This is a genomic window from Allobosea sp. TND4EK4, assembly GCF_900156025.1.
Taxonomy (GTDB): domain Bacteria; phylum Pseudomonadota; class Alphaproteobacteria; order Rhizobiales; family Beijerinckiaceae; genus Allobosea.
The window spans coordinates 105658-129482 of sequence record NZ_FTMO01000001.1 but is presented as its reverse complement, the minus strand read 5'-3'; the positions used below and the strand labels follow the sequence as shown (position 1 = coordinate 129482).

Annotated in this window: 26 protein-coding genes and 1 riboswitch; of the genes, 17 read left to right on the top strand and 9 right to left on the bottom strand. The window is 67.7% G+C overall.

Going from position 1 to position 23825, the window contains the following annotated elements; all coding sequences use genetic code 11:
* Positions 1–95 precede the first annotated feature (95 nt).
* From BW981_RS00610 to crcB, 6 genes are all read left to right on the top strand, one after another.
* Positions 96–1118: an amino acid ABC transporter substrate-binding protein gene (locus tag BW981_RS00610; RefSeq protein ID WP_076435297.1), complete on the top strand. Its 1023-nt coding sequence runs from the start codon at positions 96–98 to the stop codon at positions 1116–1118.
* Between the two features lie 534 nt (positions 1119–1652).
* Complete coding sequence (locus tag BW981_RS00605) at positions 1653–2846, top strand: amino acid ABC transporter permease (RefSeq protein WP_244560176.1); 1194 nt, start codon at positions 1653–1655, stop codon at positions 2844–2846.
* Positions 2847–2856: 10 nt separating this feature from the next.
* The gene (locus tag BW981_RS00600) at positions 2857–4233 is read left to right on the top strand and encodes an amino acid ABC transporter permease (protein ID WP_076435295.1); all 1377 of its coding nucleotides are present in this window, start codon (positions 2857–2859) and stop codon (positions 4231–4233) included.
* 95 nt (positions 4234–4328) lie between these two features.
* Complete coding sequence (locus BW981_RS00595; protein ID WP_076436664.1) at positions 4329–5045, top strand: amino acid ABC transporter ATP-binding protein; 717 nt, start codon at positions 4329–4331, stop codon at positions 5043–5045.
* Between the two features lie 197 nt (positions 5046–5242).
* Positions 5243–5497: a hypothetical protein gene (locus BW981_RS22890; RefSeq protein WP_076435293.1), complete on the top strand. Its 255-nt coding sequence runs from the start codon at positions 5243–5245 to the stop codon at positions 5495–5497.
* Between the two features lie 111 nt (positions 5498–5608).
* Positions 5609–5672: riboswitch (Fluoride riboswitch) on the top strand.
* A 72-nt stretch (positions 5673–5744) separates the two neighbouring features.
* Entirely contained in the window at positions 5745–6176 is a 432-nt protein-coding gene (crcB, locus tag BW981_RS00585) for a fluoride efflux transporter CrcB (RefSeq protein ID WP_076435291.1), read from the top strand.
* 13 nt (positions 6177–6189) lie between these two features.
* Here the strand turns inward: crcB and BW981_RS00580 are convergent, their stop codons facing one another.
* Both BW981_RS00580 and BW981_RS22885 read right to left on the bottom strand, forming a co-directional pair.
* Positions 6190–7350: a glycerophosphodiester phosphodiesterase gene (locus BW981_RS00580; protein WP_076435289.1), complete on the bottom strand. Its 1161-nt coding sequence runs from the start codon at positions 7348–7350 to the stop codon at positions 6190–6192.
* A 115-nt stretch (positions 7351–7465) separates the two neighbouring features.
* The gene (locus BW981_RS22885; protein WP_175624013.1) at positions 7466–7615 is read right to left on the bottom strand and encodes a hypothetical protein; all 150 of its coding nucleotides are present in this window, start codon (positions 7613–7615) and stop codon (positions 7466–7468) included.
* Positions 7616–7787: 172 nt separating this feature from the next.
* On the opposite strand from BW981_RS22885, the gene BW981_RS00575 reads away from it, so the two are divergent.
* From BW981_RS00575 to BW981_RS00565, 4 genes are read left to right on the top strand one after another with little or no spacing between them, the layout of a single operon-like run.
* The gene (locus BW981_RS00575) at positions 7788–9086 is read left to right on the top strand and encodes an RsmB/NOP family class I SAM-dependent RNA methyltransferase (RefSeq protein WP_076435287.1); all 1299 of its coding nucleotides are present in this window, start codon (positions 7788–7790) and stop codon (positions 9084–9086) included.
* Positions 9087–9135: 49 nt separating this feature from the next.
* Positions 9136–10704 carry a glutamine-hydrolyzing GMP synthase gene (gene guaA, locus BW981_RS00570; RefSeq protein WP_076435285.1) on the top strand — a complete coding sequence of 523 codons (1569 nt, stop codon included), beginning with the start codon at positions 9136–9138 and terminating at the stop codon, positions 10702–10704.
* Between the two features lie 46 nt (positions 10705–10750).
* Positions 10751–10906, top strand: a complete 156-nt coding sequence (locus BW981_RS22880) for a DUF5993 family protein (protein WP_175624012.1) — start codon at positions 10751–10753, stop codon at positions 10904–10906.
* Positions 10907–10919: 13 nt separating this feature from the next.
* The gene (locus BW981_RS00565) at positions 10920–11486 is read left to right on the top strand and encodes a disulfide bond formation protein B (RefSeq protein ID WP_076435283.1); all 567 of its coding nucleotides are present in this window, start codon (positions 10920–10922) and stop codon (positions 11484–11486) included.
* A 66-nt stretch (positions 11487–11552) separates the two neighbouring features.
* Here the strand turns inward: BW981_RS00565 and BW981_RS00560 are convergent, their stop codons facing one another.
* Positions 11553–12953 carry an alpha/beta hydrolase family protein gene (locus tag BW981_RS00560; protein ID WP_244560175.1) on the bottom strand — a complete coding sequence of 467 codons (1401 nt, stop codon included), beginning with the start codon at positions 12951–12953 and terminating at the stop codon, positions 11553–11555.
* Positions 12954–13222: 269 nt separating this feature from the next.
* Between BW981_RS00560 and BW981_RS00555 the strand changes: the two genes are divergently transcribed.
* The gene (locus BW981_RS00555; protein ID WP_076435281.1) at positions 13223–13930 is read left to right on the top strand and encodes a glutathione S-transferase N-terminal domain-containing protein; all 708 of its coding nucleotides are present in this window, start codon (positions 13223–13225) and stop codon (positions 13928–13930) included.
* 32 nt (positions 13931–13962) lie between these two features.
* On the opposite strand, the gene BW981_RS00550 is transcribed toward BW981_RS00555, so the two are convergent.
* Complete coding sequence (locus tag BW981_RS00550) at positions 13963–14532, bottom strand: phosphoribosyltransferase family protein (protein ID WP_083712075.1); 570 nt, start codon at positions 14530–14532, stop codon at positions 13963–13965.
* Between the two features lie 122 nt (positions 14533–14654).
* Between BW981_RS00550 and BW981_RS00545 the strand changes: the two genes are divergently transcribed.
* The 3 genes from BW981_RS00545 to BW981_RS00535 all read left to right on the top strand — a co-directional run bounded on the left by BW981_RS00545 (position 14655) and on the right by BW981_RS00535 (position 17061).
* A complete protein-coding gene (locus BW981_RS00545) occupies positions 14655–15011 on the top strand; it encodes an ArsC family reductase (protein ID WP_076435279.1) in 357 nt (118 codons plus the stop codon).
* Positions 15012–15112: 101 nt separating this feature from the next.
* The gene (gene tgt, locus BW981_RS00540) at positions 15113–16279 is read left to right on the top strand and encodes a tRNA guanosine(34) transglycosylase Tgt (protein WP_076435277.1); all 1167 of its coding nucleotides are present in this window, start codon (positions 15113–15115) and stop codon (positions 16277–16279) included.
* Entirely contained in the window at positions 16276–17061 is a 786-nt protein-coding gene (locus tag BW981_RS00535) for a hypothetical protein (protein ID WP_139333563.1), read from the top strand. The genes tgt and BW981_RS00535 overlap by 4 nt, the downstream gene beginning before the upstream one ends.
* Here the strand turns inward: BW981_RS00535 and BW981_RS00530 are convergent.
* A complete protein-coding gene (locus BW981_RS00530) occupies positions 16975–17955 on the bottom strand; it encodes a DMT family transporter (protein WP_175624011.1) in 981 nt (326 codons plus the stop codon). The two genes, BW981_RS00535 and BW981_RS00530, sit on opposite strands and share 87 nt — an antisense overlap.
* 187 nt (positions 17956–18142) lie before the next feature.
* Here BW981_RS00530 and BW981_RS00525 point away from each other — a divergent pair, with 187 nt between their 5' ends.
* On the top strand, positions 18143–18769 hold the full coding sequence (locus BW981_RS00525) for a hypothetical protein (RefSeq protein ID WP_076435271.1): 627 nt from the start codon (positions 18143–18145) through the stop codon (positions 18767–18769).
* Positions 18770–18788: 19 nt separating this feature from the next.
* On the opposite strand, the gene eno is transcribed toward BW981_RS00525, so the two are convergent.
* On the bottom strand, positions 18789–20072 hold the full coding sequence (gene eno, locus BW981_RS00520; protein WP_076435270.1) for a phosphopyruvate hydratase: 1284 nt from the start codon (positions 20070–20072) through the stop codon (positions 18789–18791).
* Positions 20073–20437: 365 nt separating this feature from the next.
* On the opposite strand from eno, the gene BW981_RS23570 reads away from it, so the two are divergent.
* Positions 20438–20563: a hypothetical protein gene (locus BW981_RS23570; RefSeq protein WP_280174167.1), complete on the top strand. Its 126-nt coding sequence runs from the start codon at positions 20438–20440 to the stop codon at positions 20561–20563.
* Here BW981_RS23570 and BW981_RS00515 read toward each other — a convergent pair whose 3' ends face one another.
* Entirely contained in the window at positions 20564–20800 is a 237-nt protein-coding gene (locus BW981_RS00515) for a hypothetical protein (RefSeq protein ID WP_076435268.1), read from the bottom strand. It abuts the gene before it with no gap.
* 334 nt (positions 20801–21134) lie between these two features.
* On the opposite strand from BW981_RS00515, the gene queF reads away from it, so the two are divergent.
* Positions 21135–21590, top strand: a complete 456-nt coding sequence (queF, locus tag BW981_RS00510; protein WP_076435266.1) for a preQ(1) synthase — start codon at positions 21135–21137, stop codon at positions 21588–21590.
* 127 nt (positions 21591–21717) lie between these two features.
* Here queF and BW981_RS00505 read toward each other — a convergent pair whose 3' ends face one another.
* Together BW981_RS00505 and kdsA are read right to left on the bottom strand one after the other, a co-directional pair.
* A complete protein-coding gene (locus BW981_RS00505; protein ID WP_076435265.1) occupies positions 21718–22917 on the bottom strand; it encodes an MFS transporter in 1200 nt (399 codons plus the stop codon).
* Positions 22910–23779, bottom strand: a complete 870-nt coding sequence (kdsA, locus tag BW981_RS00500) for a 3-deoxy-8-phosphooctulonate synthase (RefSeq protein WP_076435263.1) — start codon at positions 23777–23779, stop codon at positions 22910–22912. The genes BW981_RS00505 and kdsA overlap by 8 nt, the downstream gene beginning before the upstream one ends.
* Between the last annotated feature and the right edge of the window lie 46 nt (positions 23780–23825).

The window sequence follows — 23825 nt, the reverse complement described above, 5'->3', positions numbered from 1 at the left end:
TGCAAGAACCGAGCGGTCAGGGAGCCGCCGGCGGCGAACTCGGTATTCTTCGCGTTCCGGACAGCCGGAATGCTTCGTTTGATGGGAGAGTGTTGATGAAGAAACTTCTGGCGGCTGCCCTCTTTGCCGGCGCGAGCCTGGCGATCTCGGCGACCGGCGCTTCCGCGCAGGCGACGCTCGCGCAGGTCAAGCAGCGCGGCATCCTGAACTGCGGCTCCAACCCGGGCCTCGCCGGCTTCGGCGTTCCGGACGCGCAGGGCAACTGGACCGGCCTCGACGTCGATTACTGCCGCGCCGTCGCGGCCGCGATCTTCAACGACGCGAGCAAGGTCAAGTTCATCCCGCTCTCGGCCAAGGACCGCTTCACGGCGCTCCAGTCGGGCGAGGTCGACCTGCTCGTCCGCAACTCGACCTGGACCATGACGCGCGACGCCTCGCTCGGCATCGTCTTCACCGGCGTGAACTACTATGACGGCCAGGGCTTCATGGTCCGCAAGAAGCTCGGCGTGAACTCGGCGCTGCAGCTCAACGGCGCCTCGGTCTGCACCCAGCAGGGCACCACCACCGAGCTCAACCTCGCCGACTACTTCCGCGCCAACAACATGAAGTACGAGGTCGTGGCCTTCGCGACCGCCGACGAGACCATCAAGGCCTATGATGCCGGCCGCTGCGACGCCTTCACCACGGACGCCTCGGGCCTCTATGCCGAGCGCCTGAAGCTGACGGCGCCGGACGAACACGTCGTCCTGCCGGAGATCATCTCGAAGGAGCCGCTCGGCCCCTCCGTGCGCAACAACGATCCGCAGTGGTTCGCCCTGGTGAAGTGGGTCGGCTATGCCATGGTCAATGCCGAGGAACTCGGCGTCACCAAGGCGAATGTCGACCAGCAGGCGAAGTCCGACAATCCGGAGATCAAGCGCCTGCTCGGCACCGAGGGCAAGTTCGGCGAGCAGATCGGCCTGACGGCTGATTGGGCTGTCCGTATCGTCAAGCTCGTCGGCAATTACGGCGAGTCCTTCGAGAAGAACGTCGGCGCCGGTTCGCTGCTCAAGATCGCTCGCGGCCAGAATGCGCTCTGGACCAAGGGCGGCCTGCAATACGCCCCGCCGGTGCGCTGATAAACGTCGGAGGCGCCGGCCTGGCCGGTGCCTCCCTTCGCCCGCGGCCTGCCAGCAGCCGCGCCCGCCGCGAGCCGCTCGTCGAAGCGTTTCGCGGCGTTTCTGTATCGGGCACTGGCTGCCGCCGGACCGGTTTCGACCACGTTCTCCAGGCGATGGCCGGGAGCGGGCGTCGCGCGACGCCCGGCGGGGCAGGGCGATCTCGCCTGTCGGCGGTTGGTCCGGGATTTGCTGCGTGAGGGTTCAGGGCGGGATTTCGCGTCGCCAGGGCTTGCCGACTTCGCGTTTGCTGCTCAAGATTTGGTCAAATCGGGAAGCGGGACAAACCTGCTCCGAACAGGGGAACGGCATGAAGAGGATCAGCAGCGCGACGTCGCTCGGCGCCGCCATCGCACGGACTGCGTGACGACGGCCGGGCCGCAGCGTCCGGCGAGAGCAAAGAATAAAGCGGCACGGACAAAGACACGACCTCGGCGCAACCGCACCGCCGCAGGATCGCCGGCCGCGACAAGCGAAGCAAAAAGGGCGTGACAAGTGTCGAGCATCCCCGAAAAGACCGTATCGCCAGGCAAGGCGTCGTTATTCTACGATCCCAAGATCCGCGGCTATTTCTACCAGATCCTGCTCGTCGCGGTGGTCGGCTTCCTGATCTGGTCCGCCGCCTCAAACGTCATCGAGAACCTGCGCGCGCAGAAGATCGCCTCTGGCTTCGGCTTCTGGCACAACGCGGCCGGCTTCGACGTCAACCAGAAGCTCATCCCCTTCACCGCCTCGGGTTCGACCTATGGCCAGGCCTTCTTCGTCGGCCTGCTCAACACGCTGCTGGTGGCGGCCCTCGGCATCGTGTTTGCGACGGTCATCGGCTTTGCGGTTGGCGTGGCGCGCCTCTCGAACAACTGGATCATCGCCAAGCTGGCGATGATCTATGTCGAGATCATCCGCAACATCCCGCTGCTGCTGCAGCTCTTCTTCTGGTACAACGCGGTGCTCAAGCCGCTGCCCGATGCGCGCAATTCGATCTCGCTGCCCGGCGGTATCTATCTCAACAACCGCGGCATCATCATGCCGACCCCGCAGTTCGGGGCCGCCTTCGAGTTCGTCCTCGTGGCGCTGCTCATCGCCATCGCCGCCGCCATCGCCTTCTTCGTCTGGAGCCGGCACCAGCAGGCCAGCACCGGCAGGCAATATCCCAACGGCTGGATCGCGCTCGGCCTCGTCGTCGGCTTGCCGCTTCTCGTCTTCTTCATCGCCGGCCGGCCGCTTGCCTTCGAGTATCCGCAGCAAGGCCGCTTCAACCTGACCGGCGGCGTGCAGGTCTTCCCGGAATTCGTGGCGCTGCTGGTCGGCCTGTCGACCTATACGGCCGGCTTCATCGCCGAGGTTGTCCGCGCCGGCATCCTCGCCGTCTCGCGCGGCCAGACCGAGGCGGCACATGCGCTCGGCCTGCGCTCGGGCCCGACGCTGAAGCTCGTCGTCGTGCCGCAGGCGATGCGCGTCATCATCCCGCCGCTGACATCGCAATATCTCAACCTCGTCAAGAACTCCTCGCTCGCGGTGGCGATCGGCTATCCCGATCTCACCCAGGTGTTCATGGGCACGGTGCTCAACCAGACCGGCCAGGCGGTCGAGATGGTCTCGATCACCATGGGCGTCTACCTCACGATCTCGCTGGTGACCTCCTTCGCGATGAACATCTACAACAAGCGCATGGCGCTGGTGGAACGGTGAGGGCGAAGCGATGACCGACGCAACTCTCGAAAACGCACCCGACGCCTTCATCCGCCGCGAGACGCTCGAACAGCAGCCCGCGCCGCTCTCCGTGGCGGGGCCGTTGGCCTGGGTCAGGACCAAGCTGTTCTCCGGCCCGCTGGCGAGCCTGCTGACCCTCGTCAGCCTGTACATCGTCATCGTCGCGGTGCAGGATCTGGTGAAGTTCTACATCCTCGACGCGGTCTGGACCGGCACCAGCCGCGAGGCCTGCCTCGCCGACAAGGTCGGCCGCCCGGTCGGCGCCTGCTGGCCTTATGTGGCCGACCGCATCCAGTATTTCATCTACGGCTCCTATCCGATCGCGGAGCGCTGGCGGGTCAACACCGTCTTCGCCATGTTCGCGCTGGGCGTCGTCTGGCTGCTCTGGAGCCTGGCACCGCTCAAGAAGGTCGGCGCCTTTTTCTTCTTCGTCATCCTGCCGCTCAGCGGGTTCATCCTGCTGCTGGGAGGGGCGCGGGCGGAATGGGTGCTCAACACCCTTCTGTGGATCACGCTGGCCCTGGCCGTGGTCTACGCCGTCGTCTCCTTCGTGCCCTCGCTGGCGCTCTGGGCGAGCACCCCGATCCGCCTTGCCGAGGCCGAGAACCCGCCGCTCGCGCGCTTTGTCCAAGGCAAGATGCTGGTCCTGCTCGCGCTGCTGGTTTTTGGCGCCATCGAGGTCTTCAGCGAGCGTATCGGCCTGCCGCGGGTCGACACCGGGCTGTGGGGCGGCATGACCGTGACCTTCCTGATCTCGGCCGTCGGCATCGTCTTCTCGCTGCCGCTCGGGGTCGTGCTGGCGCTGGGGCGGCGCTCGAAGCTGCCGATCATCCAGCTGATGTCGGTGATCTTCATCGAGTTCGTCCGCGGCGTGCCCCTGATCACGGTGCTGTTCATGGCCAACACCATGCTGCCGCTCTTCGTGCCGCAGGAATATTCGCCGGACCGCCTGCTGCGCCCGCTGATCGGCGTCGCGCTCTTCGCCTCGGCCTATATGGCCGAGGTCATCCGCGGCGGCCTGCAGGCGATCCCGAAGGGGCAGTTCGAGGGCGCGATGTCGCTCGGCCTCGGCTACTGGCAGATGATGCGCCTCATCATCCTGCCGCAGGCGATCCGCATCGTCATTCCCGGCATCGTCAACACCTTCATCGGGCTGTTCAAGGATACGACGCTGGTCTCCATCGTCGGCATCTTCGACTTCCTCAATACCGTCCAGGCAACGCTCGTCGACCCGACCTGGGCCACCCCGACCACGCGGACGACGGGCTATGCCTTCGCCGCGATCTTCTATTTCGTGTGCTGCTGGGGCATGTCGCGTTACTCGATCTCGGTCGAGAAGCGCATGGCTGCCGGCCAACGTCGTTGAGAGGGACCATCACCATGGCACTGGCCGAAACCAAGACAGATACCCGCCCCGCCGCGCTGAAGCCGACCTCGCTGAAGACCGCCACCGCCGTCGAGATGATCGGCGTCAACAAGTGGTATGGCGAGTTCCATGTGCTGCGCGACATCAACCTGAAGGTCTCCCGCGGCGAGAAGCTGGTCATCTGCGGGCCGTCGGGCTCGGGCAAGTCGACGATGATCCGCTGCATCAACCGGTTGGAAGAGCACCAGAAGGGCCAGATCATCGTCGATGGGACGGAGCTGACCAACGATCTCAAGAAGATCGACGAGATCCGCCGCGACGTCGGCATGGTCTTCCAGCACTTCAACCTGTTCCCGCATCTGACGATCCTCGAGAACCTGACGCTCGCGCCGATCTGGGTCCGCAAGATGCCCAAGAAGGACGCCGAGGAGATCGCGATGCACTATCTGCGTCGCGTCAAGATCCCCGAGCAGGCCCTGAAATATCCGGGCCAGCTCTCGGGCGGCCAGCAGCAGCGCGTGGCGATCGCCCGCTCGCTGTGCATGAGCCCGAAGATCATGCTGTTCGACGAGCCGACCTCGGCACTCGACCCCGAGATGGTCAAGGAGGTGCTCGACACCATGGTCTCGCTCGCCGAGGAGGGCATGACCATGCTCTGCGTCACCCACGAGATGGGCTTCGCCCGCCAGGTCGCCGACCGCGTCATCTTCATGGACGCCGGCCAGATCGTCGAGATGAACACCCCCAACGAGTTCTTCAAGAACCCGCAGCACGAGCGCACCAAGCTCTTCCTCTCCCAGATCCTGCACTGAGGACGCGCGCCGCCCAGGCGGCGAACCTATCTGCCGATGATGAGGCGCGTCAGCCTGCTGGCGCGCCTTCTTCTTTCGGTGAGCAGCGACGACTGCAAGAAAGTCGATCAGTAACGCGACGCATCCGGGAACGAATCCTTGCGGCATCGGTTGTCGTCCCGAACGGAGGACGAGCCATGAAACGATTCATACCTGCGATGATCGCTGCTGTTCTTATCAGTGGCAGTGCCTATGCCCAGTCGATCAACGTCGGCCCCGGTGGGGTCTCTGTCGATACGCGCAGCCCGCAGGAGCGTGTGATGGACCGTGAGATGCGCCGTGACCGTTATGAGCGCCAGCGCGAGCGCGAATGGCGCCGCGCGAACTCGCGCGACAAACGTTGCCGCACGATCACCACGCAGCGCGAGACGCCGCGTGGCGTGATCAGCCGCACCGAACGCGTCTGCGACTGACGATTGGCTGGTTGGAGTCAGCAAAGGGCCGGCGAAAGCCGGCCCTTTGCTTGTCTTCGTGACATGGCGTGCGGTTCGCTGTTGCCCGGTTCAGAGCCGCGCGATATCGCTTGAGCCGATGGGGATGGGGTTCCCCCGAAACCGCCCTTGAAGGGCTGATGACTCCTGCCGAGCCCGTGGCGGCGCTTTGCCGTTGCCGCGCACCGAGATCCGGCGGCCGAGCCCGCCTGCGACGGGAGCATGAGCCATGTCCTTCACCAACTGCCTCGTCATCATGGCGGGCGGCGCCATCGGCACCCTGGCGCGCTATCTCTTGTCCCTCGCCGCGGCGCCGATCAGCGGCCAGCTGCCCTGGGGCACCATCATCATCAACATCGCCGGCTCGTTCATCATCGGCTTCTTCGGCACGCTGACCCTGTCGCATGGCCGCTTCCCGGTCTCGGAAACGACCCGTCTCTTCGTGATGATCGGGCTCTGCGGCGGCTTCACCACCTTCTCCTCCTTCAGCCTGCAGACGCTAGACCTCCTGCGCAGCGGCGCGATGCTGCGCGCGACGATCAACATCGTCGCCTCTGTCGCGCTCTGCGTGGCAGCCGTCGCCATCGGCCACGCGCTCGCCTACAGGCTCAACGGCGGCGATCCGCGCATCGCGCAGATCGCCATCGAAGAGGAGGGCTGAAGGCAAGTCGGGCTCAGCGCGCGTCCCGGGCCTTCACCGCCTGCTCGGGGAAGTCGGAGAACAGCCCGTCGATGCCGAGCGCGAAGAACGCTTTGTACTCGGCCGCCGGGTCGCCCTTGTAGGTCGAGGCGAGGCGCTTGGGCTCGCTGCGGAATGTCCAGGTGTGGACGGCGAGACCGGCCGCATGCGCGTCCTTGACGACGTTGGTGGGCGCGATGGCGGCGCGGTCGCGTTCGTCGATGACGCCGTCGCCATTGAGATCGCGCGGCTTGCCGTCGGCGCCGAGCTCGGGCTTGGTGCCGATCAGATAGGGCTTCCACGGGCCGACGCCGTCGGCATAGGTGGCGATCTCCTTCAGGCCCGCCGGCGAGAGCATGTCCTGGAAGGTGCGGGCGTCGCCGAGCACGGCGAAGTCGTAGGGCCGGTCATAGGGGGCGGCCAGCGAGACCTTGCCGTCATTGTCGACGCCGTCGCCATCCACCAGCTGGATCAGGCGGATCTGCGTCTTCGGGCGCAGATATTTGAGGTTGGCGGTCTCGAAGCTCTGGATGAAGACGGGCGCCGCCTTGTCGGTCCAGCCGGCGGCCTTGAGCATATCGAGGAGCTTGTCCTCGAAGGCGAGGCCCAGAGCTGCGTGGTAGGTCGGGTGCTTGGTCTCGGGGTAGATGCCGATCGTCCGGCCCAGCCGCGCGCTTTCCGCCTTGGCGAGATCGATCACCTGCTGGAAGGTCGGGATCTCGTACTTGCCGTTATGCGACTGGTCGCGATCGGAGAAGGCCTGCTTGGCCTTCAGGGTCTTGATCTCGGCCAGCGTGAAGTCGTTCGCGAACCAGTCCTCGGTCTCGATGCCGTCCACCTTGCGCTTGGTCTTCCGCGCGGCGAATTCGGGCCGCTCCGCGACATTCGTCGTGCCCGAGAGCATGGGTTCGTGGCGCACGATCAGGACGCCGTCTTTGGTCGAGACCAGATCCGGCTCGATGAAATCGGCCCCCTGGGCGATGGCGAGCTTGTAGCCCTCGAGCGTGTGCTCGGGCAGCGTGCCGCTGGCGCCGCGATGCGCCACCACGAGCGGCTTCTGGCCGGAGAGCGTCGGCGCGGGCTGCGCCTGTGCGGCCGGCGAGGCGAGCACCAGCAGGGCAAGAAGCGATGTCGAGAACAGCAGTGTCTTCGTCATGGGGTCACCTCGGCATGCGGAAAGCGCGCACAACTAGGCCACCGGATGTGACATCCCCATGAAGATACAGCCGGCCGGGCGCCGCCTCGCAAGGCGCCGCCCGGCCGGCCTGCGCTCAACGGCGCTGGTTCGGCTTTTCCAGCGTCGTCTTGGCGTCGAGGCGCTTGGACGGCGGCGGCGTGAAATCCTGCTGCGGCTGCGAGGCGCAGGCGGTGAGGCCGAGCGCGAAGAGGCCGAGGACGGCGAGACGGGCGGCGCTTTTCATGGTTTGATCACCCCAGAAACCGCGACATGCGGTTGCATCGTCTTTCCGCTTATGGAACGAGCGCGTCAAGAACGTGACCGGGCGGCCTCCATGCCGCAGGGTCATGCTCGAACCGTTCGAAAGACGACCACCGCAACGCGGCGCGGCTCGCGCTCGCCTGGACGCAAACGCCATGACGCCCGCCGCCCGGATCAGCGCCGCCATCGAGGTTCTCGACGACATCATCGGGCGCCGGCGGCCCGCGGCCGATGCGCTGAAGGACTGGGGCCTGTCGCGCCGCTTCGCCGGCTCGAAGGACCGCGCCGCCATCGCCTCGCTCGTCTATGACGCGCTGCGCCGCAAGGCCTCTTCCGGCTATGCCATGGCCTCCGAGGAGCCGCGCGCGCTGGTGCTCGGCATGCTCGCCGGCCTGCGCGGTCTGGCGGTGGCCGAGATCGCCGAACTGTGCTCCGGCGAGAACCATGCCCCCGGCAGGCTCAGCGATGACGAGACCGCTCTGCTGACGGCCTTCTCGGCCGGCGATGCCCCCGGCTGGATCCAGGCCGACGTCCCCGAATGGCTCTGGCCCTCCTTCGAGGCCGCCTTCGGTCAGGCGGCGATCGAGGAGGGGCAGGCGCTGGCCGCCCGCGCGCCGATCGACCTGCGCGTCAACCGCCTGAAGGCGAGACGCCGCGAGGTCGCGGCCGCGCTCGCCCATGCGCAGCCGGAGGAGGGCGCCTGGTCGCCCGATGCGCTGCGCTTCCAGCCCGGCCATGACGGCCGTGGTCCCTCGCTCCAGACCGAGCCAGGCTTCTTCGCCGGGGCCTTCGAGATCCAGGACGAAGGCTCGCAGCTCGTCACCCTGCTCGCCGGCGCCCGTCCCGGGGACACTGTGGTTGATCTCTGCGCCGGGGCCGGCGGCAAGACGCTGGCGCTGGCGGCGCTGATGGCCAATCGCGGCAATCTCTACGCCACCGACCTCGACGGGCGCCGGCTGGCGCCGCTGCACGACAGGCTGGCGCGATCGGGTGCGGCCATCGTCGATATCCGCATCCCCCGCTCCCGCGGGCATGAGCCGCTCGAGGATGTCGCCGGCAAGGCCGATCTGGTGCTGGTCGACGCGCCCTGCACCGGCTCGGGCACCTGGCGGCGCAATCCGGATGCGAAGTGGCGCGTGCGCCCCGGCGCGCTGGCCGAGCGGATCAAGGACCAGGCCGAGGTGCTGGCCCGCGCCGCCCGGCTCGTGCGCCCGGGCGGCCGCATCGCCTACGTCACCTGCTCGATGCTGCCGGAGGAGAACGACGAGGCGATCCGCGCCTTCCTCGGCAAAACCCCCGGTTTCGCGCCGATCGCGCCCATCGACGCCCTGACCGGCGCGGAAAGCGACTTCTCCCTGCTTGCCCGCTTCGCCACCGAGTTCGGCCTGCAGCTCTCGCCGCGCCGCACGGGCACGGACGGGTTCTATCTGGCCTGCCTCAGGCGCGGGGATTGAGGCCCCCGCGGGCGTTGCGCACGCCCGCATCATCCAGTAACGGAACGCGATGACGAGCGCGCTCCCCCATCACGACTCCATCCTCATCATCGATTTCGGCTCGCAGGTGACGCAGCTCATCGCGCGGCGCATCCGCGAGATCGGCGTCTACTGCGAGATCGCGCCGTTCCAATCGGCCTCCGGGGCGTTCCAGCGGCTGAAGCCGAAGGGTGTGATCTTCTCGGGCGGCCCGGCTTCGGTGCCGGACGAGGGCTCCCCGCGGGCGCCGCAGGAGGTGTTCTCGACCGGCATCCCGGTGATGGGCATCTGCTACGGCCAGCAGACGATGGCCCACCAGCTCGGCGGCAAGGTCGAGAGCGGCCACGCCGCCGAATTCGGCCGCGCCGATGTCGAGATCGTCACGCCGTCGGCCCTGTTCGAGGGCGTCTGGGAGGAGGGCGGCCGCTATCCGGTCTGGATGAGCCATGGCGACCGCGTCACGCAGCTGCCCGCCGGCTTCACCGTCAAGGCCACCTCCGAGAACGCGCCCTATGCTGTGGCGAGCGACGAGGCCCGGCGCTTCTACTCGACCATGTTCCACCCCGAGGTCGTGCACACGCCCGATGGCGGCAAGCTGCTGCGCAACTTCGTCGTCAACATCTGCGGCTGCGTGCCGGACTGGAGCATGTCAGCCTATCGCGCCGAGATGCAGAAGAAGATCCGCGAGCAGGTCGGCACCGGCCGCGTCATCTGCGGGCTCTCGGGCGGCGTCGACTCGGCCGTCGCGGCGGTGCTGATCCACGAGGCGATCGGCGACCAGCTCACCTGCGTCTTCGTCGACCACGGCCTGATGCGGATGAACGAGGCCGAAGAGGTCGTGCGCCTGTTCAGGGATCACTACAACATCCCGCTCGTGCATGTTGAAGCCGAGGAGCTTTTCCTTTCCGAGCTGGCGAAATGCGGCGCCGACCCGGAAGCCAAGCGCAAGACCATCGGCCGGCTCTTCATCGATGTTTTCGATGCGGAAGCGGCCAAGCTGGGCGGCGCCGATTTCCTCGCCCAGGGCACGCTCTATCCCGACGTGATCGAGAGCGTCTCCTTCTCGGGCGGCCCCTCGGTGACGATCAAGAGCCACCACAATGTCGGCGGTCTGCCCGAGCGCATGAAGATGAAGCTCGTCGAGCCGCTGCGCGAATTGTTCAAGGACGAGGTCCGCGTGCTCGGCCGCGAGCTCGGCCTGCCCGAGGCTTTCGTCGGCCGTCATCCTTTCCCGGGGCCGGGGCTGGCCATCCGCTGCCCGGGCGAGATCACCAGGGAGAAGCTCGACATCCTGCGCAAGGCCGATGCGATCTATCTCGACGAGATCCGCAAGGCCGGCCTCTACGACGTGATCTGGCAGGCCTTCGCCGTGCTGCTGCCGGTGCGCACCGTCGGCGTGATGGGCGACTACCGTACCTACGACCATGTCTGCGCGCTGCGCGCCGTGACCTCGGTCGACGGCATGACGGCCGATTTCTACCCCTTCGACATGAACTTCCTCGGCCGCGCCGCGACCCGCATCATCAACGAGGTCAAGGGCATCAACCGCGTCGTCTACGACGTGACGAGCAAGCCCCCCGGCACCATCGAGTGGGAATGAACCCGCGCCATCACCGGGCGGACACCGGCCGACAGGGAATACCAGCATGATGAGCCTTCCCTTCTTCGGCCTTCTGGCCGGATTCGGTTGCGTGGCGACGGGGCGGCGGCGTGCCGCGCTCCTGCTCTGGGCGCTCTCCATGCTCGTGATGCTGGGGCTGTTCAGGCTGCACGTGACCGATGCGCTGACGATCGTGCTCTGAGGGAACCGCCGCCATGTCTCCCTCCGCCTCACGCTCGCTCAATGCCGTCGGCCTGCTCGCGGTCAGCCTCGTCCTGATCGCCGCCTTCCTGGATCAGTTCGTGCTCGGCGAGCTGCCATGCCCGCTCTGCCTGCTGCAGCGGGTCGGCTTCGTCGGTGCGGCCTTCGGGCTGGCGCTGAACGTCGCGTTCGGCCCGCGCCCCAGCCACTACGCCGTCACCATCCTCTCGGCCTGCTTCGGCGGCGCGGTCTCCGTCCGCCAGGTCCTCGGCCACATCGTGCCGGGTACCGGCACCTATGGCAGCGCGATTCTGGGGCTGCATTTCTACACCTGGGCGCTGATCATCTTCGGCGTCATCGTGCTGGGATGCGCCGCCCTGCTGTTCTTCGAGCGCCAGTTCACGGGGCCGGAAGCCGGGCCGTCGCGCGCGACGGCGTTCGGCAGCGCGATGCTCGCGCTCGCCGCCTTTCTTGCCCTGGCCAACGGCGTCTCGACCGTGCTCGAATGCGGCGGCGGGCTGTGCCCCGACAATCCGGTGTCCTACCAGCTCCTCTCCGACCCGCGCCTGCCGGGGCGCTGACCGGCCGCCGGACGTCGCGATGGCGCGCCGCGCCCCTGCCCGCCCTCCGGGCTTGCCTTCCAGCCCTTATCGAACGCTGTCGAACCAGCCCAGCACGTTCTGCGAACCGCCGAGCGTGCTGGAGTCGCCATAAAGCCCGGCGAGGAAGGTGGCGCGGTGGCTGGCGCCGGCGACCGGGATGCCGGTTGCGAACCTGCCTCCGGCTGACAGGGCCCGGGAGACCATGGCGGGATGGATCGCTTCGTCGGCCAGGCCGTAGTGAAAGCGGATCGGCGCGTCATAGTGCCAGTAGGAGGCGCGGTTGGCCGCCAGCAGCCTGAGGAAGGCGCTGTTGCGGTCGTCGGTCGCCCGCTCGAGGAAGCCGGGAACCAGCAGGGTCGACCCGGTCGGAAACGGCTTGCCCGGATCGAACTCGGCCCAGTAGTCCTTCCAATAGGCCAGTGCCATCTCCTGGAACTCGGGGCGGATCGCGCTCCGTAGCAGGCCGTCCAGCTTGTATTGCAGTTCGTAGCTGCCGAGCGCGACGATCATGCAGAGCGAGATCCAGTCCGGCAGGGCGGGGTAGGAGGTCGTCCCGGTGGGGAGGGCGAAGGTCTGGAACCCGGTCCAGAAGGCCCAGGCCTCGTTCAGGTCGTTGAACGGGCTCGCCACGGCAGTCGCCGCGACAGGGCGGGAGCGCGCCCGCAGGGCCTGGTGCAGCCATTGCGTGTTGAGCGCGCCCTGCGACCAGCCATGCAGGAACAGCTTCGAGGGCCGCAGGCCCAGCGAGCGCAGTGCATCCTGCCCGGCGGCGAGCATGTCGATGCAGGTCCGGACGCTGACGCCCTTGACGGCGTAGGCCTCGCCGCGTCCGTTGCGGAACGGCCCCTTGCCGACATAGTCGGCCGCGATCACGGCATAGCCCCGGCCCGCGAAGCGCTGGACGTTGAAGAGCGTCTCGAGCGAGTCGGCTGCGTCGGTCAACTCATAGGCGGGGTCGGCCAGACGCGTCAGATTGGACGGCACCTGGTCGAAGGACAGGATGGTGCCGTGCTGCCACGAGACCAGCGGCACCTCGCCCTTGATCCCGACCGGCACCGCCAGCAGGCCGCTGACCTTCAGCCGCTCGCCGGTCTCGGGGACCTCCGTGGAGGTGACGATTCGGTGAAGCTCGACGTCGAAGCGGGCGCCGTCCTTCTGCGCGTCGAAAGAGGGCAGGATCGCCGGCTTGTTGAACAGCGGAAAGGCCTTGGCCACCTGCGCGTTCAGCCGCTCGGCGCTCACGCGGCAGGAGAGGTCGATCCCGGCGCCCACACTGCCGCGGCGGCGGCCCGGGGCCTGGGCCTGCGCCGCGCCGGCACTGGCCAGACCGGCGAGCGTGGCGCCCGCTCCGAGGACGAACGCCCGGCGGCGCGGATCGACATCCGCCTCCGGCGTCGCCGCGCCTGCGTTCTGGCCCTGCAGGGCGGCGTTTGCTGGGAGTGCCATGGGTCAATCCTTCGACAGCGTCTCGTGCCCGGAGCCTCAGCAGCCCATGAGGCAGTCAGGCCCGGAACAGAGCGCCGAAGCTGGTCCGGGCAGCGACCGCGCGCGTTGATCTGAATCAACCGCGATCGTGGAGTCGGCTCTGGAAGGCGGTTCACGGTCCGGCCATGCGCGCAGTTCCGGCCTGGCCTCAAAGCCTGCCGCGCCTGTTGCGTGGGCGCAGGGCGCGCGTAAGCTCCGCCGCGACTTTGCCGATTCAGCCGGAGCCCCCGATGGCCGATCTTTCCGCCTTTCCGATCACCGAGCGCTGGCCCGCCAGCCATCCCGACCGCATCCAGCTCTATTCGCTGCCGACGCCCAACGGCGTGAAGGTCTCGATCGCGCTGGAGGAGCTGGGGTTGCCCTATGAGCCCCATACGATCGACATCGGCAAGAACGAGACCTGGTGTCCCGAATTCCTCTCGCTGAACCCCAATGGCAAGATCCCCGCGATCATCGACCCGGACGGACCGGGCGGAAGGCCGCTGGGCCTGTGGGAGTCAGGCGCGATCCTGCTCTACCTCGCCGAGAAGACCGGCAAACTGCTGCCCAGCGACCCTGCCGCCCGCTACGAGACGATCCAGTGGGTCTTCTTCCAGATGGCGGCCATCGGCCCGATGTTCGGCCAGCTCGGCTTCTTCCACAAATTCGCCGGCAAGGAGTACGACGACAAGCGCCCGCGCGACCGCTACGCCAATGAGAGCAAGCGCCTGCTCGGCGTGCTGGAGGAGAGGCTCGGCACGCGCACCTGGATCATGGGCGACGAGTACAGCATCGCGGACATCTCGACCCTCGGCTGGGTGCGCAATCTGGTGGGCTTCTACGGCGCCGGCGAACTCGTCGATTATGCCAGCCTGACCCATGTGCCGATCTGGCTGGAGCGCTGCCTTTCCCGCCCGGCCGTCCAGCGCGGCCTCGACATCCCCAAGCGTCCGGGCTGAGCGCGGGTCGCTTGCCGGTCGGTCCCTAGGAGCTATTCGGGCTGGACCGGGGGCAGTCTTTCCAGGCTGTGCACGGCGACGCCGCTTTCGCCCAGCCGCTCGCGGCCCCCGAGGCCTTCCAGCTCGAACACGAAGAGCGCCTGCGTGCAGCGGGCGCCGAGCTGGTCGAGCAATTGCGCCGTCGCCAGGGCGGTGCCTCCGGTCATCAGGCAGTCGTCGATGATGGCGACATGGCGCCCGACGAGCGCGTGGCCTTTCGACAGTGCGATGCCATTACCGAGCTCGTAATTGGCCGTGAGGCTACGGACGACATCGGCGCGGATCGAGCCGACCTTGCGAATATCGATAAAGCCGAGAGCGTTGCGCAGCGCCAGTGCGCCCGCAAGTCCGAGGCCGCCGATGTCGATGCCCGCGAGAAGATCGATCTTGCTGTCGAGATGGGCGGCAAGCCCATCGCAGGCCAGGCGCATCCAGCGGGCGTCGCTGGTGGAGCTGGTGATATCGGGGAAATCGACCCCGGCGCAGGGATGGTTCTTCCAGCGGCGATGGGGAAAAGCGACAGGATGCGACGTGTTTGGCTCGGGGGCCGAAGCGCTATCCATGCTAGTCCCTGCTGATATGCGGCGACGCCGCCCGACCTGTCATGCCTGTTTGCCGCCCGACTGACAAAGCATGATGACAGGCTGGTTGCGGATGCGGCGTGGTTTCACGAGGTTGGGACAGCATGACGATCACCATCTACGGCATCAAGAACTGCGACACGATGAAGAAGGCGCGCGCCTGGCTCGACGCCCATGGCGTGACGCACGCCTTCCACGACTACAAGGCGAGCGGGATCGACGAGGGCTCGCTGCAGCGCTGGGTGAAGGAGCATGGCTGGGAGACGGTGCTGAACCGCGCCGGCACCACCTTCCGGGCCTTGCCGGATGCCGACAAGCAGGGGCTCGACGCGACCAAGGCGATCGCGCTGATGCTGGCCCAGCCCTCGATGATCAAGCGCCCGATGCTGGACCTCGGCAACGGCAGGACCATCGTCGGCTTCAAGCCGGAGGTCTACGGAGCAGCGGTGGCGAAGCTTTAAGGCCATTTTTCTGTCCGAGATGCTCGGGTCAAGCCAGAGCATGACGGTTGAGCTGTGGCCTCTCTTCCCTAAACCCTGCGACTGCTCTACCTCGCGGGGCCATGACCGCATTGACCGCTCCCGCGCAGCCTGAAGCCACGGCCGCGCCCCCTGAATTCAGCTTCCACCTCGCCGCACGCGACGGCGCTGCCCGCACCGGCGAGATCCGGATGCCGCGCGGGACCATCCGCACGCCGGCCTTCATGCCGGTCGGCACCGCTGCCACCGTCAAGGGGATGTATCCCGAGCAGGTCAGGGCGCTGGGCGCCGATGTCGTGCTCGGCAACACCTATCACCTGATGCTGAGGCCGGGCGCGGAGCGCGTCGCCAGGCTCGGTGGCCTGCACCGTTTCATGAACTGGCCGCATCCGATCCTGACCGATTCCGGCGGCTTCCAGGTGATGTCGCTGGCCAATCTGCGCAAGCTGACCGAGGAGGGCGTCACCTTCCAGTCGCATATCGACGGCTCGAAGCACATGCTGAGCCCCGAGCGCTCGGTCGAGATCCAGAACCTGCTCGGCTCCGACATCGTCATGCAGCTCGACGAATGCGTCTCGCTGCCCTGCGAGGACAAGGTCGCGGAAAAGGCGATGCGCCTGTCGCTGCGCTGGGCGCAGCGCTGCAAGGACGCCTTCGGCCATCATCCCGGCCGCGCATTGTTCGGCATCGTGCAGGGCGGGGCGGTGCCGCATCTGCGCGTCGAGAGCGCGCGCGAGCTCGCTGCCATGGACCTCAAGGGCTACGCCGTCGGCGGGCTCGCGGTCGGCGAGCCGCAGGAGGTCATGCTGGCGATGATCGAGACGGTCGAGCCGCATCTGCCGCAGGAGAAGCCGCGCTACCTGATGGGCGTCGGCACGCCGGACGACATCGTCGAGGCGGTCTGCCGCGGCATCGACATGTTCGACTGCGTGATGCCGACGCGGGCCGGCCGCCACGGCCAGATCTTCACCCGATTCGGGCGGATGAACCTGAAGAACGCCAAGCATGCCGAGGACCCGCGCCCGATCGACGAGGCCTCCTCCTGCCCGGCGGCGCGGGACTGGTCACGCGCCTATCTGCACCATCTGGTCAAGGCCGAGGAGATGCTCGGCAAGATGCTGCTGACCTGGGTGAACCTCGCCTACTATCAGGAGCTGATGGCGGGCCTGCGCGCCGCGATCGCGGAAGGGCGGCTGGCCGATTTCGTCGCGCAGACCAAGGAAGGCTGGGCGCGGGGCGAGTCGGCTTGAGCATGGGCCTCGCCCTGCTGCCACTCAAGATGGGGCTGGCGGCCTTCGTGGTCGTGGTCTGCTCGCTTCTGGCCGAGCGCTCCGGGCCGCTGGTCGCGGCGATGATCGCGACCCTGCCGATCTCGCTCGGGCCGGTCCTCGTCTTCCTGGCGCTCGATCATGATGCCGCCTTCATAGCCGGCAGCGCGCTCGGCACGATGAACGCCAACCTGACCCATGCCGGCTTCGTGCTGAGCTATGTGCTGCTCGCCCAGCGGCACGGCGTGCTCCTCTCGCTCGGCGGCGCTTTCGCCATCTGGATCGTGCTGCTGCTCGCCATCCGCAGCCTCGGCCTCACGGCCGTCCCGCTGGCGCTGCTGACCGTGCTCGCCTTCCTGATCGTGCACCGGCTGGTGCGGCCCTATCTCGCGGTGCGGGCGAAGCCTCCGTCAGGGATTTCGCGCTCCGCCATTCCGGTCCGCGCGGCCTGCGTCGCGGCGCTGGTCGGGATCGTCAGCGGCGCCAGCGGCAGCATCGGCCCGCAATGGTCCGGCATCCTCGCCGGACTCCCGATCATCCTGTCCAGCCTCATCATCATCCTGCACAGGCGCGCCGGCGGTCCTGCCGCGGCGGCCGTCATCGGCAGCAGCGCGCTCGGCCTGCTGGGAGCCGGGCTGGGACTGGCCGCGGTGAACCTGACGGCCGTGCCCTGGGGATCATGGACGGCGCTCGGGCTCGGCCTCGCCATCGCGGTCCTGTGGAACCTGATCCTGCTTGGGCTGTCGCGCCGGGCGGCGCCATGACGCGACGAACAGCCCGGAGATGATGAGCGCGATGCCGATCCACTGGATCGGCCCCGGCCACTCCCCCAGGACGGGGATCGCCAGCGCCGTACCGGTCACCGGGATCAGCGGCGGAAAGCGGCCGACGACCGCCGCCCCCAGCACATGCGCCGCCCGGCCCCACAGCCAGAGCGCAACGATCATGTTGAGCACGCCCTGATACACCGCCTGCACGGCGAAGGCCTGCCAGGGCGCGATCTCGAAGCCCCGGAAGAAGAAGGCGAAATAGAGCGGCAGATAGACCAGCGACAGCACCGAGACGATGGCTGCCGCGTGCAGCCCGTCGATCCGCCAGCGCTGGATCATCAGCGGGTAGAAGCCCCAGAGCAGTCCGCAGCAGAAGAACAGCAGGTCGCCCGTCACCGTGGCGTGCCCGCCCGCCGAGCCGGCGATGGCGAGGCAGGCGAGGCCCGCCAGCATGCCGAGCGTGCCGATGACGAGGTTGCGCGAGATCGCCGCGCCGAACATCGTGACGCTGCCGACGATCCCGATCATGGTGACGGTGCCGGGCGTGATCGTCGCGCCATGGGCCGCCGGCGCCATGCTGAGCCCGGTGAGCATGAGGAAGCTCATCGGAAAGCCGCTGGAGACCAGCAGGAAGAGGCCGCGCCCCCAGCCCACCCCGCTGCAGTTGGCCAGGCCCCGGCGCAGGACGAGCGGCAGCAGCAGCAGGCCGGCCGTGCCGAAGCGCACCGCCATGATGTCGTAGACGCTCATGCCGTGCAGGACGGCGTGGCGGCTGATGACGAAATTCGAGCCGAACAGCAGCACGGCGAAGACCATGCCTGCCGCGGCAAGCCGACGACGCCGCAGCTCCGCTGCCGCGCGCAGGTCGGTTTCGACGATGGGATCCATCGTGCTTGCATAGCGCAATCGGCCGGACGCCCGATAAGGCGATTGCGCATGAGCCCAGCGCATGAATGGGCAGATGGCGCCGGGGCGCCTCGCCGTTGCGGCGGTCCGTTTCTCGCCCGATTTCGGCCCTTCTGCCGCCCGGACGAACCCATTCATTGCGTCGGTCGCGAGCCTCAGGAGGCCAAGCATGGACAACGCAATGAACTCGATCCCGAGCCCGGCAGCCCTGCTCGGCCGCATGGGCAGTCATCTGGCACTTTCGCTGGGCATCGCCCTGGCCATTGCCGGAGCGCTCAGCCTGCCCAAGGGTATCGGCTCGGGGCTGGGCTCGATGATGCGGGGCGGCTCCTCCAGCGTTGCGGAGCTGGTTGCCGTGCCGGCGGTCGAGGGCAAGTTCGTCGACCGGCTGAGCCTCGCGGCCGGCGAGGACCGTCTGGGCCAGCGTCCCTTCACGCCGGCCACGCTCGCCATGCCCATGGTTGCGGCCTGGCCCGAATCCGAACCTCGTCTCGTTCCGGCTCAGGCGACGGCTGCGCCGATCAAGCTGCGGACGGCCGCCGCGTACCTCGCGCCCTTGCCGCCGCGCCGCGACCCCGATCTCGCCGATGGCAGGGCCGCCGCCATCGCGTCGCCGCTGCTTGCCGCCGTGGACATGCCCCTGCCGGCCGAGGCGCAGGAGGATAGCGGCTGGAGCCGGATCGTCACCGCGCCGGCGGAAAAGGTCGCGAACGTGGTCGCCGGCACGGCCGGAATGGCCCAGGCCGCCGGCTCCTGGACATGGTCGCAGGCCTCGGGATTGCTGCCGCGCTGGTGAGGCGCGGCAGAGGTTTGGCTCAGGCCAGCGCCTTCAGCGCGGAGCGGCCGGCATAGATCGCCTGATCGCCCAGTTCCTCCTCGATGCGCAGGAGCTGGTTGTACTTCGCCGTCCGGTCGGAACGGGCGAGCGAGCCGGTCTTGATCTGCCCGCAATTGGTCGCGACCGCGAGGTCGGCGATGGTCGAATCCTCGGTCTCGCCCGAGCGGTGGGACATCACGGCAGTGTAGCCGGCGCGCTGCGCCATCTCGACGGCGGCGAGCGTCTCGGTCAGCGAGCCGATCTGGTTGACCTTGACCAGGATCGAGTTCGCCGTCTTGCCCTTGATGCCCTGCGACAGGCGGGTGACATTGGTGACGAAGAGATCGTCGCCGACGAGCTGGCATTTGGCGCCGATGAGGTCGGTCAGCGCCTTCCAGCCCTCCCAGTCATCCTCGGACATGCCGTCCTCGATCGAGACGATCGGGTAGTTGCCGACCAGCTTGGCGAGGTACTTGGCCTGCGCCTTCGGGTCGCGGGTCTTGCGCTCGCCCTCGTAGACATAGGCGCCGTCCTTGAAGAACTCGGTCGCGGCGCAGTCGAGCGCCAGCGCGACATCCTCGCCCGGCTTGTAGCCGGCGGCCTCGATCGCGCTCATGACGAAGTCCAGCGCGGCCTCGGCCGACTTGATGTTGGGGGCGAAACCGCCCTCGTCGCCGACATTGGTGTTGTGGCCGGCGTCGTGCAGCTTCTTCTTCAGCGTGTGGAAGATCTCCGAGCCCATGCGCAGGCCTTCCGCGAAGGATTCGGCGCCGATCGGCATCACCATGAATTCCTGGAAGTCGATCGGGTTGTCGGCATGGGCGCCCCCATTGACGATGTTCATCATCGGCACGGGCAGGACGCGGGCCGAGGTGCCGCCGACATAGCGATAGAGCGCCAGGCCGGACGCCTCGGCGGCCGCCTTGGCGACGGCGAGCGAGACGCCGAGGATGGCGTTGGCGCCGAGCTTGCTCTTGTTGGGCGTGCCGTCGAGATCGATCATCGCCTGGTCGATCGCGGTCTGGTCCTCGGCATCCATCGCCACGATCGCCTCGGCGATATCGACATTGACCGCATTCACCGCCTTGAGCACGCCCTTGCCGAGATAGCGGCTCTTGTCGCCGTCGCGCAGCTCGACCGCCTCATGGGCGCCGGTGGAGGCGCCGGACGGGACGGCGGCGCGGCCCATCGAGCCGTCTTCCAGCACCACATCCACCTCGACCGTCGGGTTGCCGCGGGAATCGAGAATCTGGCGTCCGATGATGTCGATGATCGCGGTCATGGCAGGCTCCGGTCTAAGGGAGGGAAGTCTGCCGCGCTTCTAGAGCATCGGTCCGGAAAGTGGAAACCGGTTTTCGGGGATGCCGGCGTCGGAAGACGGCTGCTCGCGCGGAGCCGGCGGGCCATTGCGAGGCGGCAGAGCGGGCCGTCGCCGGGTCACACAGGTCAGCGCCACATTCCGGTCTTCGGCCTCTTGTGCATTGCAGCAAAACAAGGCTGCGACTACAGCTCTGCCGAGTGCCGTCCGGAGGATTCATGCGCAGCCGGAACAATCCTTTAAAGGGCGCGAACGGTCGCGAAGGCCGGTGGCGCAGCGCTTGCGGATGGGAAGGCGAGTTCAACCCGCCGTCCCACCAGGAAGCAAGCATGTTCCAGAACAGCCCAGTCCGCCGCCGCCCGCCTCTGTCGCTCGTCCTGGCCTGCTCCGCTGTCACCGTCGTCTGGTGGGCGGGCCTGTGCGCCTATTCCGGCCGCGCGATCTGGTTCTGGTGATCATTCGTCGTCGGCAGGATTCGGCGTCGCCAGGTAGGCCCCCAGCAGAAAGCCGCTCTGCAGGGCGAACAGGTAGCCGATCCAGACGAAGACGATGAAGAAGCCGAACTCGCCGCGGATGATCCAGACCGTGAAGAGAAGGATCGACACAGCGAGGCTTGCGGACAGAATCGCGGGATATCCGTAAGACAGGCCGATCAGAAGACCGAGCAGAAACAGGATCGCCGCAATTATCATTCGATCATCGGAGCTCGGTCAGGCGGAAGACACAGATCGATTACGGTTTCGTCGGTTTTGGACGCAAGGCTGATCATCCAAGACCGTTAAATAATGGGTCGCATTCTCGACGAATTTGAATCAAATCCTGTCTTGTCCCGCAGTTGCGGGGGCGCCCATCTCCGGGCTCCACCGGCTCTCCTCCAGGCAAACTCCTGAGCCGCGGATTCGATGCATTCTTCTGCCGCTGGTCCGGCCGCGGACGTTTCCAAGGGTCCAGCGCCCCGGACCCATCGTCCGAGGTTCCCTTCGAGGCGGGCGATGCTCTAGAAGGCCGCGAACACAGGAGCACCCCATGTCTCTCGACGCCTCGACCCTTCAGCTCGGCCAGGCGAGCGCGATGCCGGCCTCTCCCGAGGAGGCCAGGCTCGACCGCGTGCCCAACCCGCATGTCGGCACGGCCTATCTGGCGCGTTTCACCTGTCCGGAGTTCACCTCGATCTGTCCCGTCACGGGACAGCCGGATTTCGGCATCCTCGTCATCGATTATCTGCCCGGTCAGTGGCTGGTCGAATCCAAGTCGCTGAAGCTCTATCTCGCCTCGTTCCGCAACCACGGCGCCTTCCACGAGGACTGCACCGTCGGCATCGGCAGGCGGCTGGTCGATCTGCTGGAGCCGGAGTGGTTCCGCATCGGCGGCTATTGGTATCCGCGCGGCGGCATCCCGATCGACGTGTTCTGGCAGACCGGCGAGCCGCCCAAGGGCCTCTGGCTGCCGGACCAGGGCGTCGCGCCTTATCGCGGGCGTTGAGGCGGCGGCCCGTGAGGTGTCATTCCCGGGCTTGACCCGGGAAGCTCGCGCCGGAACAGGTCCCGCCGCCTTTCTGTCCAGAGATGCTCGGGTCAAGCCCGAGCATGACGGGTGTGAAAGGCGGCTTTCAGGTCCGCGAGCCGAGCGGTGGCAGCAGCTTCGGCGAAAGCAGCCCCAGCAGGCCGATCCCGACACCGGCGACAGCCAGGGCGCCAGAGGTGCCGAGCCACTGCAGCAGCGCGCCCATCGCCAGCGGCCCCGTGGCGTGGCCCATGAAGAAGAAGCAGGCGAACAGCGCCATCGCCGAGCCGCGCGCCGTTGGGGCAAGTTCCGTCGCCTGCGCCTGGAACGTGCCGTGGATCAGGAAGAAGCCGAAGCCTATCAGCATGAAGATGCCGATCGCTGTCCACCACGGGCCGGTGGCGATGAAGGCGAAATAGCCGAGCGCGACGGCCAGCCCCCCGAACCGCATCATCTGGCGCGGCCCGACGCGCTGCACCAGGAGGCGCGTCAGCAGCCCGTAGACGAGCCCGCCCAGGCCCATGGCCCCGATCGCGAGCCCCGCCTCGGAGGGGCCGACGCCGGAGCGCTCGTGCAGGATGGCGGCGACGAAGGGCGGCAGCCCGAAGATCAGCGCTCCTTCCAGCAACACGAGCACATAGAGCTTGTTGCTGCGGGGGTTGGCGAAGACGGCGCGATAGCTCGTGATCGCGCCGCCGAGGCTGAGCGGAGGCCGCGCGGCATCGGGGCGCGGCTTCAGCACGAGCCGGACCAGAAGGGCGCCGCCCAGCGCCAGGACAGCCGCTGTGCCCAGTACGGCGCGCCAGCCGATATGGGCCGCGACGAGCCCCGAAAAGGACGCGCCGGCCATCTGGCCGACGATCATGATGACGAGGAAGCGCCCGAGCATGATCTGCCGCTCGGCCATCGGCGCACGGTCTCCGATCGCCGCCATCGCTGCCGGGATGACTCCGCCGGCCATGACGCCGGCGGCGGCGCGCAAGGCGAACAGCATCCAGTAGCTGGTGGCGAAGGCCGCCAGCGCCGAGAACATGCAGAGCAGGATGAGGCAGGCGGCGATGCTGCGCAGCTTGCCGACCGAGTCGGCGATCGGCCCGAGGAACGGCTGGCCCAGAGCGTAGCAGCCCGAGAAGGCCGTCACCAGGAAGGCGATCTGGTGCACGCTCTGCCCGAATTCGAGCGCCAGCGTCGGCACCAGCGGATCGACCAGCCGCATCGTGAAGGTCGAGGCGAAGCCACAAAGCCCGAGGACGGGGATCAGCGGGCCGAGAGCGTCTCCTGCCTTCGGCTCGTCCCGCTCAGACATAGGCGACGGCCGGCGAGGGACCGCCCTTCGCCAGCCTGTCGAACGCCTGGAGCCGGGCGATCAGGTCCTTGAACTCGGAGAGCGGCACCATGTTGGGACCGTCCGAGGGCGCCTTGTCCGGGTCGGGATGGGTCTCGATGAAGACGCCGGCGACGCCGACGGCGACCGCTGCGCGCGCCAGCACGGGCACGAACTCGCGCTGGCCGCCGCTCGACGAGCCCCGCCCGCCCGGCTGCTGCACCGAATGCGTCGCGTCGAAGATCACCGGCGCGCCGGTCTCGGCCATGATCGGCAGGGCGCGCATGTCGGTGACGAGCGTGTTGTAGCCGAAGGAGGCGCCGCGCTCGGTCAGCATGACATTGGCGTTGCCGCTTTCGGTGATTTTCGCGGCGACGTTGACCATGTCCCAGGGGGCGAGGAACTGACCCTTCTTGACGTTGACGGCCCGGCCTGTCCGGGCTGCGGCGACGAGCAGGTCGGTCTGCCGGCAGAGGAAGGCCGGGATCTGCAGCACATCGACGACCTCCGCGACCCGCGCGCATTGGCCGGCCTCGTGAACGTCGGTCAGGACGGGCAGGCCGGTGCGTTCGCGGATTTCGGCGAAGACCGGGAGTGCGGCGTCCAGCCCCATGCCGCGCTCGCCGCGCACGCTCGTCCGGTTGGCCTTGTCGAAGGAGGTCTTGAAGACGAGCCCGATGCCGAGGGCGGCCGCGATTTCCTGCAGGGCCGTGGCGCATTCCATCGCATGGTCGCGGCTTTCCATCTGGCAGGGGCCGGCGATCAGGGCGAGCGGCAGGCTGTTGCCGAAGCGCACGGGCCGGGCGAGGTCCTCGCCGATCGTGACGGTGGCGTTGGGGGTCATGAGGGGTCCTTCGCGGCAAGACCATCGCGGGCCTGTGAGCGGGGCA